The organism is Streptomyces sp. NPDC001153 (assembly GCF_053598315.1).
Map to the genome: position 1 here is coordinate 112,426 of NZ_JBSFJZ010000023.1, position 13,754 is coordinate 126,179.

Consider the following 13,754-nt stretch of genomic DNA (forward strand, 5'->3'; position numbering starts at 1 on the left):
CAGGCGGCGATCCCCGTCACGAGGATCCGCGCGCCTGCTCATCGAGGTGATCTTTCAGTGCACCGAGCGGGCTGTCCCAGTCGCGAGCCAGCGCGGCCAGGAACTGCTGCGCCACCTGCATCGGCGCGGACCGCAGCCGGTATCGCACCCGGCGCCGCTCACCCGGTTCGGCCCTCACCAGGCCGGCTTCCGCCAGCAGGGCCAGGTGTTTGGCGATCGCCTGCCGAGTGATCGGCAACCGGCCGGCCAGGTCCGTGGCCGTGGCCGGCCCCCCCGAGGCCAGCGCGGCCAGGATGGCACGCCGGCTCGGGTCGGCCAGAGCGGCGAAGACCTGTTCGGCGATCGCCTCGATGTCAGGCTGCGGCATCGAGGTAGTCGACCAGTTCGCCCAGTTCGCGCGCCCAACCCTCGGTGTGGCCGTCGTACTCCTTGCGGTAGGTCTCGTCCGGGAGCTGGGCGAAGCCGGTCTCGACCACCGTCAGCCGGGTGCCGGTGCCGACCGGTTCGAGCGTGAACTCGACGTAGGTGCGGCGCGGATCGTCCTCGGGCAGTTCGGCCATGCGCCAGGTGAAACCGAACACCGTCGGCTCCTCCACCCGTTCCACCCGCATGTCGGCGGAGTGGCCACCCTCCCATTTCATCCAGGCCGCGCCGCCCGGGCGCAGATCGATCCCGGCCTCGTTGCCGAACCAGGCGCTCAGTCCCTCGGCCGTGGTGAGTGCCGCCCACACCTTGGCCGGCGGGTGCGCGATCTCGACGGTCCGCTCGATTCGATCGGGGAATGCCATGTCTGCCTCCACGTATATAGCAACCATCTGGTTGCCACCATATGGCAACCGATTGGTTGCGTCAACTGCATCGGCGCGAGTCCTGCAGGTGCTTTGACTTGCTGTGATCGACCCTGTCGCATCCGGGCGCTAACACGGCCCGACCCTTCCTGATGCAGCGACACGCCGTGTCCTGAGAGGTGAGCAGGCATCAGGAGATCAACCAAAAGGGCTAATGCCACATCAACCCGCTTTTCGCTCCAGCGACTTGACACCGCTTAACGCCCGGGGAGAGGTGGCGCGTGGCGCCAGAAATACCCCGATCGGCGCCTGGAACCGGTCATTCGATATGACCGGTATGACTGTTATAGGTACTTTTTGATCACGGCCGGCTGACGGGCCGGTATCTCTGAGACAGCAGACAGGAGAAGCGATATGAAGGTCCCCCGTTCCACCGTGGTCACCGCTGGTGTCGCGGCCGCCGCTGCTCTGGCCGCCACCGGCATCACCTACGCGTCGGCGGCCTCCGCCCCGGCGCCGGAGTCGGCTCCGGCCGCTGCCGCCGCGGCGCCTCTCGGCGGCGAGGCTGGGCAGGGCAAGGGCAACGAGGGCCGCGAGGGCCGCGAGGGCGGCCGCGGAGGCTGGGATTGGGGTCGGATCCAGATCAACGAGCGATCCTACTCCGCACGCCCCGGCGACTGCATCACCGTGATCAGCGGCCTGGGCGCGAAGACCCTGAACATCCGCAACGACAGCCACAAGGTGGTCGAGGTCTTCCGCGGGGCGGTCTGCGACAACGGCGCCCCCGTCGCCATCGTGGGCCCCCACAGCCAGAGCGACGGCGTCCGCGTCCACCGTACCGACGACATCCACGTCAAGGACGGCGTGGTCGGCAGCTTCCGCGTGGTCGGCCACGACGGCTGGGGCTGGGGCCGCAACGGAGAGGAAGGCGGAAGGTAGTCCCGAGCCCGCTGCATGACATGGAGCCCCGGCCTGCCGGAATCGGGCCGGGGCCCCAGCACTGACCATTGTCCGACAACACGGGCACCGGTCGCACCCTGCCGGAGCCGGACACCGGGCGCTGCTCGCCCACTGTCCGGGCGGCCTTCCTTTCGTTCACCGGCCGAACCGCCCGGTGATTCCTCGCCGAGCGCCTCCCGTCGGTACCTGTGCCGACGCCGTGCCCGCCGGCTTCCTTCCCGGAGTTTCCCTCCGCCGAACGGGTGAGCGAGGCACGAGACGAAGGCCACCGTACGCATGGTCGTGGCCCTGGACGCCGTCCTCGCCCCGACTGCCCGCAGCGGCACGGAAGCGCGATCACCCGGAGAAGACCGCGCCCATCGACCTCGCGATTCCCGCACGGCCCGGCAATCGCCGGGATCGGCCCATGGCCGGACGGCAGTCCTAGGTGTGCTGTCCCGGGCCATAGAGAACCGCGATGTCTTCGGAGGAGCTCCACCGGCTGTAGGTCGGATCTTGTGGCCAGCCGTCGGGCGAGTCCTGCCATTCCTCCTGTCGCCCGTATGGCAACACGTCGATCAGCGCGAAGGTGTGACTGAGCTGCTCGACGCCACGACCGTTGGTGTGCCAGGTCCGGTAGACGGTGTCGCCGTCACGCAGGAACACGTTGACCGCGAATCCCCCGCCGGGCGGTGCGCCGACGTCGCTGCCGAACGGGCTGTTCGCCGTGGAGTACCAGGGCATCCGGTTTCCGACTCGCTGCCGGTAGGCGAGTGCTTCGTCGATCGGCCCCTGGGTGACGATGACGAACCGGGCGTCATAGGCGTCCAGGAACTCCAGGCGGGTGAACTGCGACGTGAAGCCGGTGCAGCCCGGGCACTGCCACTGCTTGCCGGGGAACCACATGTGGTTGTAGACGATCAGCTGCCTCCTGCCTTCGAAGACATCCACCAGCCGGACCGGTCCCTTCTCGCCCTCAAGGGTGTACTCCGGCATGCGGACCATGGGCAGGCGGCGACGCTGGGCGGCGATCGCGTCCAGTTCTCGGGTCGCGTCCTTCTCCCGGACGCGCAGGGCATCCAGCTCTCGTTGCCAGGTTTCGGCGTCGACGACGGGCGGTAGTGCGTTGATGCTCATGGTCCCTTCCCTCACTGTCGGGTGCGCGGCTTGCGGTGTTCAGGTGTGGACCCCGACCGGCCGCCGAATTCATCGGTCACGGCCGGCTCCCGCAGCACGGTGGGGATAGGGCCCTCCCGGCATTGCCACCATGAGCGCGCCCCGGCCACCTCACGTGGGGCCGGGGATCGGACGCACGCCGGCAGGTGCCTGGCATGTACATGCTTTCCCCTGTGAGGTGCAACCATTGAGGGCGGTGCACCCAAAACGGCACAACGGCGGTTCGCCGGGCCATCAGCTGCCGGAAGGAACGGGCGAGGATGAGCGAGCAGAGAGACCCCACGGTCCCCGCCGGTATGAAGGCCGGCGCCTTCGTACCGGACGGTGCCGCACTGCACCGCCGCTACCGGCGGGTGCTACGGCAGCTCGGTCTGTGCGTGCTCGTGCTCGTGCCGTGGACCGTGTACCTGGCGGTGTCGCTGCCGGATCGCTTTGAGGCTCGGTACTGGCCCATGGTGTGGGTGGGCTTCGACGTGATGCTGCTGGTGTCGTTGGCCGGCGCGGGAGCGGCGGTGTGGCTGAGACGGCAGGCGATGGTCCCGCTGTCGTACGTGGCGGCCACACTCCTGATCTGCGATGCCTGGTTCGACGTCTCCTTGGACTGGGGTAGAGCGGATGTGTGGGCGAGTGCCGGCACGGCCGTACTGGTCGAGCTGCCCCTCGCCGTCCTGCTCATAGTGCGGGCGCGACGGGTGCTGAAGGTGTCGGCTCGGCTGGCCTGGCAGCGGCTCGGCCTGCCGGGAGAACCCCCAGCGCTGCACAGAATGCCGCTGTTCGTCGACTTCGACTTCGCATCGGCACCCGGCGACAGGACTGCCTCGGCAGAGACCGACGGCACCTGAGCTGCTCGGGTGGACGCACGCAGGCGCAGCCGATGACTTTCCGCCGTCCCGGGAGTCGTACACGCTGGACAACCCCTACCGGAAGGCCACCGATGAACGCGCTGTACGACACCCTGCACCGGTACGTCGACGACGGGAGGGTGCCCGGCGCCGTCGGCCTGATCGCCCGTGGCGACGACGTCGAGGTGGTGACCGCCGGCTCGGTGGACACCGGCGGCACCGCCCCGATGGCCAGGGACACGATCTTCCGTATCGCGTCCATCACCAAGCCCATCGCAGCGGCGGCAGTCCTGATGCTGGTGGACGAGGGGCGACTCGCCCTGGACACTCCCGTCGAGGAGTGGCTGCCGGAACTGGCCAAGCCGAGCGTGGTGCGCACCCCCGACGCCCCGGTCGCGGACGTCGTCCCGGCGGACCGCCCGATCACGGTCGAGGACCTGCTCAGCTCCCGCACCGGCTGGGGCTTCCCCGCCGACTTCTCCCTCCCCGCGGTGCAGTCCCTGTTCACCGTGCAGAAGGACGGCCGCGCCCTGCAGGACTGGCCGGACCCGGACACCTGGGTGGGCCTCCTCGCGCAGGTACCGATGCTGCACCAGCCGGGAGACGCCTGGCTGTACGGCACCTCCTCCGACCTCCAGGGAATCCTCGTCGCCCGGGCGTCGGGCCGCACGCTGCCCGACTTCCTCGCGGAACGGGTCTTCGAGCCGCTGGGCATGAAGGACACGGCCTTCGAGGTCCCCGAGTCGAAGCGCCACCGCTTCACCTCCTCCTACGGCCCGACCCCCGACGGAACCCTGGAACTGACGGACACCCCCGACGGTCAGTGGAGCCGCCTGCCGCGCTTCCACTCGGGCGGCGGGGGCCTCGTCTCCACGGCCGACGACTGGCTGGCCTTCGCCCGCATGCTCCTGAACGGAGGCGAGGGCAACGGCCACCGCCTCCTCACCGCCACCTCGGTCAGCCGCATGACCACCAACCACCTCACGGCCGAACAGCGTGCGGTCGCCACCCTCTTCCTGGAGGGCCAGGGCTGGGGCTACGGCGGCCAGGTCGACGTCACCCAGGCCGACCCGTGGAACGTCCCCGGCCGTTACGGCTGGGTGGGCGGCACGGGGACGACGGCCCACGTCATTCCGTCCACCGCAACGGTGGCGATCCTCCTCACCCAGGTGGCGATGACGAACCCCACCCCCACGCCGCTGATGCGGGACTTCTGGACGAGCGTGGCGCGCGGCTGAAGGAGCGATCTCCCTGCCGACGCGCGCCCTGCGCCGGAGGTGCTCCGTGCTCAGGGCGTGCGTGTGATCCCCGCCGGAAACCTGCAGTCGCCACCGCAGGCCGGAGCCGACCCCGTTGTTCTCCCAGCCCTGCAGCCGCCCTTCAGGCGCACCGACCGAAACTCACTCCCGAAGAACTGTTATCCGGGGCGCGTCGAGTGATCTCCCAGGCATCGGACACAATCGTTCGGCCTCGATGACGGGAAGCATGGGTATGAGCACGCACGACGCGGTGGAGACAGCGATACTGGTCACGGCCGCCCGCGAGGGCGACACGCAAGCTCAGGACGCGCTGGTCAACGCCTACCTCCCGCTGGTCTACAACATTGTGGGCCGGGCCCTGAACGGCTCGGTGGACGTCGACGACGTGGTGCAGGAGACCATGTTGCGCGCCCTGGACGGGCTGGGCGAACTGCGTACTCCTGAGCGCTTTCGCTCCTGGCTGGTCGCGATCGCGATGAACCAGGTCCGGGCGCACTGGCACACCCGGCAATCCGCCCCGGGCACGATGGAGGAAGCCGAGGATCTGGCCGACCCGGGTGCTGACTTCGTCGATCTGACGGTGGTCCAGCTCCAGCTCTCCGGACAGCGCCAGGAGACAGCGCAGGCGACGCGCTGGCTGGAGCCCGACGACCGGGGACTGCTGTCACTGTGGTGGCTGGAGTGTGCCGGCGAACTCACCCGGGCCGAGGTGGCCGCGGCTCTCGACCTGTCGCCCCAGCACACAGCGGTCCGGGTACAGCGGATGAAGGCGCAGCTCGAGGCGGCCCGCGTGGTCGTACGAGCACTCGACGCACGGCCACGGTGCGAGGAACTCCGCATCGTGCTGGCTTCCTGGGACGGCAGGCCCTCGGCCCTGTGGCGTAAACGAATAGCCCGGCACGCGCGCGGCTGCAGCCGCTGCAGCGGACTGTGGAGCGGTCTGATGCCCGCGGAAGGACTGCTGGCCGGACTGGCGCTGGTCGCGGCCTCACCCGCGCTGCCGGCCAGGATCTCAGCCTCCGCCGGGAGTGCTGTCCCGGCGGGGTCTGCCACACCGCTGGGCGTGGGCAACGGACACACCGGACCGGGCACGGGCACCGCGCGAGACGGCATACGGGGCGGCACCGGCTCGCGCAGCCAGTCCCGTCGGCGTCGGCGCATGCGGCGCCGGGCCGTCGGCGGGGCCGTCGTTGCGGCCTGTGTCGCCGGAGGTGGTCTGTGGTACCTCGGTACGGATTCCGGAACCGGCTCGGAGAACGCGAGCCTGGAGCGAAGAGCGGCCGCCCCCGTCCTGGACCACGCCACGCCCAGTGCAAGCGGTGTGTCGCCGTCGCCCTCCCCGTCCCCGTCACCGTCGAAGCCGAAGAAGCCGCGGGCCGCGAAGGCAGGGAACCGCGGCAGGAAGAGCGCACCCACCGGCCGGCAGACCGCCCCGCCGGCTGCGGCCCCGGCGAGCACAGCGCCGTCTTCCCCGGACCCGACCGACACCGTGGGCCAGGTGGTTGCACTGGTGAACAAGCAGCGGGCAGGCGTCGGTTGCGGCCCCCTCACCGAGGACCCGCAACTGCAGAAAGCGGCCCAGGGCCACTCCGACGACATGGCCGCTCGCCACTTCTTCGACCACACCAACCCGGACGGCGCAGACCCCGGACAGCGCATCACGGCCGCCGGCTATCGCTGGTCCACCTACGGCGAGAACATCGCCCAAGGCCAGCAGACCGCCGCAGCTGTCATGGATTCGTGGATGAACAGTCCCGGTCACCGGGCGAACATCCTCAACTGCTCGTTCAAGGACATCGGTGTGGGTGTGCACAAGGGCGCGGGCGGCCCGTGGTGGACACAGGACTTCGGCGCCAGACTGTGAGCATCCCCGAGTACGGTCCGCCACGAGGACGTGGGCGAGGCCGTTCCCGTCGGGCTGTCCGGCGATCCGGTCACAGGCCAGGGTGAGTACGCCTCCGGTGCCGCAGGGGGTCACCAGCCGTAGCTGATGGGTTCGATCATGGCGGGGGAATGGGAACATCCGCCGTGAGCGGGGCGGCTGCCTCAGCGATTCGGTTGCGCGGCGCTGATGTCGGCCAGGGCCGAGCGTGGCTCCTTCTCGATGGCCAGGTCGCCGAGGCTGAGGGCGCCGACGAGGTGGCCGTCGTCGACGACCGGCAGCCGCCGCAGGGCGTGCTCGCGCATCAGCCGCACCGCTTCGTCCACCGCATCCTGGGACGAGCAGGTGATCAGGTCGGTGCTGCACACGTCCCCGACGGTGGTGGCGTCGGGATCGCGGTGCTCGGCGATGGCTCGGATCACCAGGTCGCGGTCGGTCACCAGGCCGCGGACATGGTCGGCGTCCCCGACGATGATGTCGCCGACGTCCCGCTCCCGCATGAGCCGTGCCACCTCGGTGAGCGGTGTCCGCTCGGGCACCGTCACCGGCTCCGACGTCATGATCTCCCGCACTTTCTGAGCCATGGGACCACCTCCGCCTGGCTTCCGGGACGGGCACCGGCCTGTGCCCGTGACGGCGGCCGAGTACCCGACCGCCACCTCTGCCATGCTCGCCACGAGGAGGGGGTGTGAGCCGCACGGCGTCGGCGTCACCACGGCACCGGGCCGCGGTCATTGTGGAACTCGCCGGTGGGACCGTCGCCGTCGAGGTTCGCGAACTCGACGACGACCGCGGCGCCTTCGCCGACGGTCCGGGTGCCCTGTCCCCGGTTCATGTCGGTCGCGACATAGCCGGGTGCCACCGCGTTGATCTTGATGTGCGCGAGCTCCGGATCCGCTGCGAACGCGCGCGCGTACTGGAGTGTGAGCATGTTCGGGGCTGCCTTGGAGACCGAGTAGGCGATGCGGTGGGCGGCGTCGCCGCCGAAGTCCGTGCCCGCCGCGGTGAGCGACAGCGATGCCGTGGTGCTGGAGACGTTGACGATCCGCGGGTGCGCGGAGTCGCGCAGGAGCGGCAGCATCTCGTGCACCATGGTCGCCGCTCCGAGCAGGTTGACCTCACAGACGGAGCGGATCTCGGCGGCGGTCAACCGGGTGGCGGACGCCTCCACGATCACTCCGGCGTTGTTGACCAGCACGTCCAGGCGCCCGTACGTCCTGCCGATGTCGGCGGCCACCGAGCGGACATTCTCCGGGTCGGTCACGTCCAGCTGCACCCCCAGGGCCGACAGCCCTCGGCCCGTGAGCTGCCGGGCCGTGGCTTCACCGGCTTCGGCGCTGCGGCTGCCGACCAGCACATGCATGCCCAGGGCGGCGAGCCGGGAGGCGGTCTCGCGGCCGAGGCCACGGTTGCCGCCGGTGATCAGGGCGATCCGGTGGGACGAGACAGGAGCCATGTTCGCTACCTTCCCTGTTTCCGGCGGGTTGTCCTCTCCGGCCGAGGACAGGCAGAGCGGCGGACCCCGGTGGTGCACGGGTTCCCGAGAGGCCGAGCGCCGCACTCCGCTCGGACCGGGGCGGCCTCTCGCGGAGCCGATGTGTGCAGGATCGTTCTCCATGGGTACGCGGCCGCTCGATCGGCATCAAGGAGTCGGCACGGGCAGTCGGCTGCGACGAGTCGGCTGCGAGGAGGAGCGGGCATGGCCGGGCTGCTGGACACGGACCGGTCCGGGCCGCGGCGGCTGCGGCAGTTGCTGCGCGGGCCGCGGCCGGTGGTCGCGCCGGGGGCAGACGACGCGATGAGCGCGCTCCTCGTCGAGCGGGCGGGCTTTCCCGCCGTCTACATGACCGGGTTCGGGGCCACCGCCTCCCTGCTGGGCCGCCCCGACATCGGCCTGCTCACCATGAGCGAGATGACGGACGCCGCCCGTCGCATCGTCTCGGCCGTCGGCGTCCCGGTGATCGCCGACGCCGACAACGGCTACGGCAACGCGATCAATGTCATCCGCACCGTCCGCGAGTACGAGGCCGCGGGCGTCGCCGCGATCCACCTGGAGGACCAGCCCGCCCCCAAGCGCTGCGGTCATATGGAGGGCAAGGAGGTCATCCCGGCGGGCACCATGGCCGGCAAGATCGAGGCCGCCGTCCAGGCGCGCGACGACCCCGACTTCCTGATCATCGCGCGCACCGACGCCCGCGCGGTCGAGGGCTTCGACGCCGCCGTGGAACGCGGCCGCCGTTACCGCGACGCCGGCGCCGACATGCTGTTCATCGAGGCGCTGACCAGCGACACCGAGATCGAGGCGGCCGCGGCGGCCTTCCCGGACACCCCGCTGCTGTTCAACTGGGCCGAGGGCGGCAAGACCCCGCCCACCGGCCTGGCCCGCCTCACCGAGCTCGGCCACCGCCTGGTGATCTGCCCCCTCTCCACCCTCCTCGCCGCCACCGCCGCCGTGCGGGACGTACTCGCCGAGCTCGCCGGTGCGGGCACTCCCGTCGACGCCGTACGGCATCTGCCCGCCCTGGACGACTTCTTCGCGACCGTGGGCCTGCCGGACGCACTCGACCTGGGAAAGCGCTACGACCATGGCTGACAACCTCGCCCGGAAGCTGATCGCCGCCCACCTCGAGGACGGCGAGCTGCGGCCCGGCACCGAGATCGCCCTGTCCATCGACCAGATCCTCCTGCACGACGCCAACGGCCCTTTGTGCCCACTGCAGTTGGAGGCCATGGGCCTGGACGACGTGCGGGCCGGGAGCGCCGTCGCCTATGTCGACCACCTCATGCTGGAGGGCGACAGCCGCAACGCCGACGACCGGCTGCTCCTGGAGAGCGCGGCCCGCCGCTTCGGCATGTGGTACTCCCTGGCCGGCAACGGCATCAGCCACGCCGTCCACCAGCAGCGCTTCGGCCGCCCGGGCCTGTCCCTGCTCGGCACCGACTCGCACACGCCGGCGGCCGGTGCGCTGGGCATGCTCGCGGTCGGCGCGGGTGGCCTGGAGATCTCGATGGCGCTGGCCGGACAGCCGTACGCGATCGCCATGCCGGAGATCTGGGGTATCCGCCTGACCGGCACCCTCCCCGACTGGGGCAGCGCCAAGGACGTCGTCCTGGAACTGCTGCGCCGCTACGGCGTCGACGGCGGCGCCGGCCGCATCGTGGAGTACCACGGCCCCGGCCTCGCCGAGTTGACGCCGATGGACCGGCACGTCATCGCCAACATGGGGACCGAACTGGGCGCCGTCACCACGGTCTTCCCCTCCGACGAGCAGACCCGCCGCTATCTGGCCGCGCAGGGCCGCGAGCAGGACTGGCGACCGCTCGCGGCCGAGGAGGGGGCGTCGTACGACATCGCGGACGAGCTCGACCTGTCGGCGCTGGAGCCCCTGATCGCCCTGCCCACCAGCCCCGGCAACGTCGTCCCGGTCGCCGAGGCGGCAGGCGCGGAGATCCACCAGTGCTACCTCGGCTCCTCCGCCAATCCCGGCTACCGCGACCTCGCCGTGGCCGCTGACATCGTCAAGGGCCGGCAGGTCGCCGACGGCGTATCCCTCGACATCAACCCGGCCTCCCGGCAGGCACTGGCCCAGCTCATCGGTGACGGCAGCCTGACCGCCCTGGTGGAGGCCGGGGCCCGCCTCCATCCGCCCGGCTGCAACGGCTGCATCGGCATGGGCCAGGCCCCCGCGACCGGCCGCCGCAGCCTGCGCACCGTGCCGCGCAACTTCCCCGGCCGCTCCGGCGGCGGCGAGGACCAGGTGTACCTGTGCAGCCCCGAGACGGCCGCCGCCTCCGCCCTCACCGGTGTGATCACCGACCCGCGCACCCTCGACATGCCCTGCCCCCGGATCACCGAGCCCGCCGCCCCCGCCGTCTACGACGGCCTGCTGCACAGTCCGCCGGACGGCGAGCCGGTCGCCCTCGTCAAGGGCCCCCGCCCACACTCCGCTGCCGGACTTCGAGCCCATCGAGGACGACCTGGACCTGCCCGTCCTCATCACGGCCGGCGACGACGTCTCCATCGACGAGATCATGCCCGCCGGCGCCGAGGCCCTGTCCCTGTGGAGCAGCCTCGACGGCATGAGCGCGCACACGTTCCGCCCCCTGGACGACACCTATCCCGACCGGGCCCGCGACACCGGCCCCCACGCGGTGGTTGGCGGCCGCAACTACGGCCAGGGCTCCAGCCGCGAACAGGCCGCCCTGGCCGCCCGCCACCTCGGCCTGCGCCTGCTCCTGGCCCAGTCCATCGCCCGCATCCACCGCGCCAACCTCGTCAACTACGGCGTCCTGCCCCTGACCTTCGCCGACCCCGCCGACCACGACCGCGTCCACCAGGACTCCGTACTGCACCTGTCAGGCCTGTACGAGTCGCTGCGCGACGGCTCCGCCGAGGTCACCGTGGAATGCGACGGCGACTCCTTCACCGCCCGCCACGACCTGTCGCCGCGCCAGGTGGACGTGCTGATGGCCGGGGGCGCGATTCCCTGGATGCGACGCCGGCTGAGCGGCGGCGACTGACCTCCGGCGCCCGGGCTGCGCCAGGCACATCCGATGGGGTGCTCACATCGGTGTTCAACGCCGAGGACGAGGACTGCAGCCCATGCTCAGTAACGCAGTGCCGTGCCAACGACCGTGTGCACTTCGCCGTTCAGCTTGCGGTTGCTGCGGGCCGTGCCCTCGCCCGAGGCACCGGCCGCCACGTCCTTGAGCGTCACCACGACGACGTCCAGCAGATTGCCGCTCTTGTCGGTGAAGTTGACCTGGACGGCGAAGGACTTGGCCGAGCCGGCTGTGTTCTTGGCGGTCACCTTGGCCGTGGCGCGGCCGTCGCTGCCGATAGTGACAGCACCGAGTGTCACCTCGTTCTTGGCGTTCACCCCGCCCTTGGCCTCTTCGAGCTTGTGCCTGGCCTCCGCCGAGGCCGAGGCCAGCGCGTCGGCTCCCCGGGAGGCAAGGGAGGCGGCGGCGGAGGAGGCTGCCGAAGCCGCCTTGCCGGCGCCGCCGGACGGGTTCCCGGAGTGGTTGGAGCACCCGGTCACCGCGACCGCGACCGTCACCACGGCCAGCGCTGCGACCGCCGCGCCCCCTTTCCCGTGCCCATTCATAGCGCGGCTCCCGTGCCCTCGGAACGATCTGTTCCTCTCAGTGAAGAGTGCATGGCGGTGGCTCGCACATCGAGTGAGTGGCACGGGTGTCACAGGACCCCGAACGGTCCAGGGAACCTCCTCGAGCCCGGGGACGCGCCCGCCTGGCGCGCGTTTCGGACAACGCCGGCGTTCTTCCAGCCGGTTCCCGAGGCGCTCGGCGCGTACGGCGTCAGCCGTGTCGGTTCACGAGCCGCAGGACGTCGGTCAGGCCGCGCTCTGCGGTGCGGTGCTCCGCCGGCAGGATGAGGGTGCGCAGGCCGCAGGCGGTCGCGCCGCCGTCGCGGCCCGGGTTGTCGCCGACCATGAGGGTGGCGCGGGGAGCGGTGCCGAGGTCGGCGCAGGCCTTGAGGAAGAGCTGCGGGTCGGGCTTTTCGCGGCCCTGCTCGTAGGAGATGACGCAGCTGTCGATCAGGGCGTCCAGGCCGTGGTGGGCGAGGTGGGTGCGCAGGTCCCCGGCGAAGTCGCTGACGATGGCGATGGGCAGCCCGCGTGCGCGCAGGGCATGCAGGACCGGTCCGGTGTCGGGATAGGGGACCCAGGCGTCCGGTGCGGTGAGTTCGCGGTAGGCCGCCTCCTCCACGCCGCGCAGGAACTCCACCCGCTCCCACCATCCCCACATGGCCCGGCGGTGCAGTTCCGAGGACAGGTCCCGGCCTTCCTGGAGGGCGACGACGTACGGCAGCCGGAAGGCGGCGCGCAACTGGCCGGCGATCTCGGCCACCGCACTCGGCTCGTCCAGCATGGCAAGACGACCGGAGGCGGCGCCGATCCGGCGCAGCCATGTCTCCAGATCGATCATCTGGAAGAGGTGTTGCTGAAGTCGAACAGCGCACCCTGAACCGTGGGGACGGGCGCGGCCGTCTCGGCCTCGCTCGGGCGGTAGAGGCTGGGTGTCTCGAACAGGGTGTGTATCACGGGGAGGGTTCTTCGGGTTCGATCGTCTCGACGGGGACTCCGAGGCCGCGTATGGCCGCGAGTTCCGCCTCGGGGGTGCCGGTGTCGGTGATGACGGCGTGATAGTCGGCCACGGTGCCGTACGCGTATGTGGCGGTCTTGCCGAACTTCGAGTGGTCCGCCAGAAGCAGCGCCTGGTCGGCGGAGGCGAGCATGGCCAGCTTCACCTCGACGTAGTCGCTCAACGGGTGGAAGAGGCGGCCTTCGAGGACGGCGGTGGCCGACATCAGAGCCAGGTCGGCCCGGATCGCGGACAGGGTACGGGTGACGGCGGGCCCGGTGCAGGAGTTGAAGTCGCTGCGGTAGTCGCCACCCAGGAGGGTGACCTTCACGCCGGGGGCGGGCTCGAGACGCTGGGCGAGGCCGACCGAGTTGGTGACGACGTGGAGCTGGTCCAGCCGGGCCAGTGCGGGAGCCAGCGGGAAGAGAGTGGTCGAGTCGTCCATGAGCAGGGTGCTGCCCGGTCGGATCCGGCCGGCGACGGCCGCGCACAGCGCGATCTTGGCCGCCAGGGCGCTGTTCTCCCGGAAGCGGGTGGCCGTCTCCATGGTGAGGGCGGGGAAGGCGACGGCCCGGCCCCGCTCCTTGTGCAGCAGATGCCGCCCGGCCAGGTCGTCCAGGTCCCGGTGCATCGTCATCAGGCTGACGCCGAAGTGCCCGGCAAGGTCGTCGATCCGGGTCTCGCCGTGCTCGGCGACGTACTGCAGCACGGCCTGGCGCCGCTCCTCGACAGCCGCCTGTGACAGTCGCGTACGGGCGGTCAC

General features: G+C 70.8%; 14 protein-coding genes and 1 pseudogene. 7 read left to right on the forward strand and 8 right to left on the reverse strand.

Going from position 1 to position 13,754, the window contains the following annotated elements:
- Positions 1-16: 16 nt before the first annotated feature.
- Both ACWDEN_RS25785 and ACWDEN_RS25790 read right to left on the reverse strand, forming a co-directional pair.
- The gene (locus ACWDEN_RS25785; protein ID WP_351602778.1) at positions 17-367 is read right to left on the reverse strand and encodes an ArsR/SmtB family transcription factor; all 351 of its coding nucleotides are present in this window, start codon (positions 365-367) and stop codon (positions 17-19) included.
- Entirely contained in the window at positions 354-788 is a 435-nt protein-coding gene (locus tag ACWDEN_RS25790; protein ID WP_351602780.1) for an SRPBCC domain-containing protein, read from the reverse strand. Before ACWDEN_RS25790 ends, ACWDEN_RS25785 begins: the two co-directional genes overlap by 14 nt.
- A gap of 414 nt (positions 789-1,202) precedes the next feature.
- On the opposite strand from ACWDEN_RS25790, the gene ACWDEN_RS25795 reads away from it, so the two are divergent.
- The gene (locus ACWDEN_RS25795; protein ID WP_351602782.1) at positions 1,203-1,727 is read left to right on the forward strand and encodes a hypothetical protein; all 525 of its coding nucleotides are present in this window, start codon (positions 1,203-1,205) and stop codon (positions 1,725-1,727) included.
- A gap of 444 nt (positions 1,728-2,171) precedes the next feature.
- Here ACWDEN_RS25795 and ACWDEN_RS25800 read toward each other — a convergent pair whose 3' ends face one another.
- Positions 2,172-2,864 carry a DUF899 domain-containing protein gene (locus ACWDEN_RS25800; protein WP_351602784.1) on the reverse strand — a complete coding sequence of 231 codons (693 nt, stop codon included), beginning with the start codon at positions 2,862-2,864 and terminating at the stop codon, positions 2,172-2,174.
- Positions 2,865-3,163: 299 nt separating this feature from the next.
- Between ACWDEN_RS25800 and ACWDEN_RS25805 the strand changes: the two genes are divergently transcribed.
- From ACWDEN_RS25805 to ACWDEN_RS25815, 3 genes are all read left to right on the forward strand, one after another.
- Positions 3,164-3,745 (forward strand): hypothetical protein, encoded by a 582-nt coding sequence (locus tag ACWDEN_RS25805; RefSeq protein WP_351602786.1) that lies wholly within the window; start codon positions 3,164-3,166, stop codon positions 3,743-3,745.
- A gap of 92 nt (positions 3,746-3,837) precedes the next feature.
- Positions 3,838-4,983, forward strand: a complete 1,146-nt coding sequence (locus tag ACWDEN_RS25810) for a serine hydrolase domain-containing protein (protein WP_351602788.1) — start codon at positions 3,838-3,840, stop codon at positions 4,981-4,983.
- 253 nt (positions 4,984-5,236) lie between these two features.
- A complete protein-coding gene (locus ACWDEN_RS25815) occupies positions 5,237-6,868 on the forward strand; it encodes a sigma-70 family RNA polymerase sigma factor (protein ID WP_351602790.1) in 1,632 nt (543 codons plus the stop codon).
- Between the two features lie 182 nt (positions 6,869-7,050).
- On the opposite strand, the gene ACWDEN_RS25820 is transcribed toward ACWDEN_RS25815, so the two are convergent.
- Positions 7,051-7,470, reverse strand: coding sequence for a CBS domain-containing protein (locus ACWDEN_RS25820; RefSeq protein ID WP_351602792.1), 420 nt, complete (start codon positions 7,468-7,470; stop codon positions 7,051-7,053).
- Positions 7,471-7,595: 125 nt separating this feature from the next.
- Entirely contained in the window at positions 7,596-8,342 is a 747-nt protein-coding gene (locus tag ACWDEN_RS25825) for an SDR family NAD(P)-dependent oxidoreductase (RefSeq protein WP_351602794.1), read from the reverse strand.
- A gap of 243 nt (positions 8,343-8,585) precedes the next feature.
- Here ACWDEN_RS25825 and ACWDEN_RS25830 point away from each other — a divergent pair, with 243 nt between their 5' ends.
- From ACWDEN_RS25830 to ACWDEN_RS25840, 3 genes and pseudogenes are all read left to right on the forward strand, one after another.
- On the forward strand, positions 8,586-9,479 hold the full coding sequence (locus tag ACWDEN_RS25830) for an isocitrate lyase/PEP mutase family protein (protein ID WP_351602796.1): 894 nt from the start codon (positions 8,586-8,588) through the stop codon (positions 9,477-9,479).
- A pseudogene (locus ACWDEN_RS25835) lies at positions 9,472-10,632 on the forward strand (aconitase family protein); the annotation flags it as partial. The gene ACWDEN_RS25830 and the pseudogene ACWDEN_RS25835, both read left to right, overlap by 8 nt.
- A gap of 286 nt (positions 10,633-10,918) precedes the next feature.
- A complete protein-coding gene (locus tag ACWDEN_RS25840) occupies positions 10,919-11,407 on the forward strand; it encodes a hypothetical protein (RefSeq protein WP_351602798.1) in 489 nt (162 codons plus the stop codon).
- A gap of 86 nt (positions 11,408-11,493) precedes the next feature.
- Here the strand turns inward: ACWDEN_RS25840 and ACWDEN_RS25845 are convergent, their stop codons facing one another.
- From ACWDEN_RS25845 to ACWDEN_RS25855, 3 genes are all read right to left on the reverse strand, one after another.
- On the reverse strand, positions 11,494-11,994 hold the full coding sequence (locus ACWDEN_RS25845) for a hypothetical protein (RefSeq protein WP_351602800.1): 501 nt from the start codon (positions 11,992-11,994) through the stop codon (positions 11,494-11,496).
- 211 nt (positions 11,995-12,205) lie between these two features.
- Complete coding sequence (locus ACWDEN_RS25850) at positions 12,206-12,835, reverse strand: HAD family hydrolase (RefSeq protein ID WP_351602802.1); 630 nt, start codon at positions 12,833-12,835, stop codon at positions 12,206-12,208.
- A 112-nt stretch (positions 12,836-12,947) separates the two neighbouring features.
- Entirely contained in the window at positions 12,948-13,754 is an 807-nt protein-coding gene (locus ACWDEN_RS25855; RefSeq protein ID WP_351602804.1) for a DeoR/GlpR family DNA-binding transcription regulator, read from the reverse strand.

Coding starts and splice junctions, on each gene's coding strand:
- ACWDEN_RS25810 (WP_351602788.1), top strand. CDS start 3,838: ATGAACGCGCTGTACGACACCCTGCACCGGTACGTCGACGACGGGAGG.
- ACWDEN_RS25785 (WP_351602778.1), bottom strand. CDS start 367: ATGCCGCAGCCTGACATCGAGGCGATCGCCGAACAGGTCTTCGCCGCT.
- ACWDEN_RS25800 (WP_351602784.1), bottom strand. CDS start 2,864: ATGAGCATCAACGCACTACCGCCCGTCGTCGACGCCGAAACCTGGCAA.
- ACWDEN_RS25830 (WP_351602796.1), top strand. CDS start 8,586: ATGGCCGGGCTGCTGGACACGGACCGGTCCGGGCCGCGGCGGCTGCGG.
- ACWDEN_RS25840 (WP_351602798.1), top strand. CDS start 10,919: ATGCCCGCCGGCGCCGAGGCCCTGTCCCTGTGGAGCAGCCTCGACGGC.
- ACWDEN_RS25850 (WP_351602802.1), bottom strand. CDS start 12,835: ATGATCGATCTGGAGACATGGCTGCGCCGGATCGGCGCCGCCTCCGGT.
- ACWDEN_RS25820 (WP_351602792.1), bottom strand. CDS start 7,470: ATGGCTCAGAAAGTGCGGGAGATCATGACGTCGGAGCCGGTGACGGTG.
- ACWDEN_RS25815 (WP_351602790.1), top strand. CDS start 5,237: ATGAGCACGCACGACGCGGTGGAGACAGCGATACTGGTCACGGCCGCC.
- ACWDEN_RS25805 (WP_351602786.1), top strand. CDS start 3,164: ATGAGCGAGCAGAGAGACCCCACGGTCCCCGCCGGTATGAAGGCCGGC.
- ACWDEN_RS25825 (WP_351602794.1), bottom strand. CDS start 8,342: ATGGCTCCTGTCTCGTCCCACCGGATCGCCCTGATCACCGGCGGCAAC.
- ACWDEN_RS25795 (WP_351602782.1), top strand. CDS start 1,203: ATGAAGGTCCCCCGTTCCACCGTGGTCACCGCTGGTGTCGCGGCCGCC.
- ACWDEN_RS25790 (WP_351602780.1), bottom strand. CDS start 788: ATGGCATTCCCCGATCGAATCGAGCGGACCGTCGAGATCGCGCACCCG.
- ACWDEN_RS25845 (WP_351602800.1), bottom strand. CDS start 11,994: ATGAATGGGCACGGGAAAGGGGGCGCGGCGGTCGCAGCGCTGGCCGTG.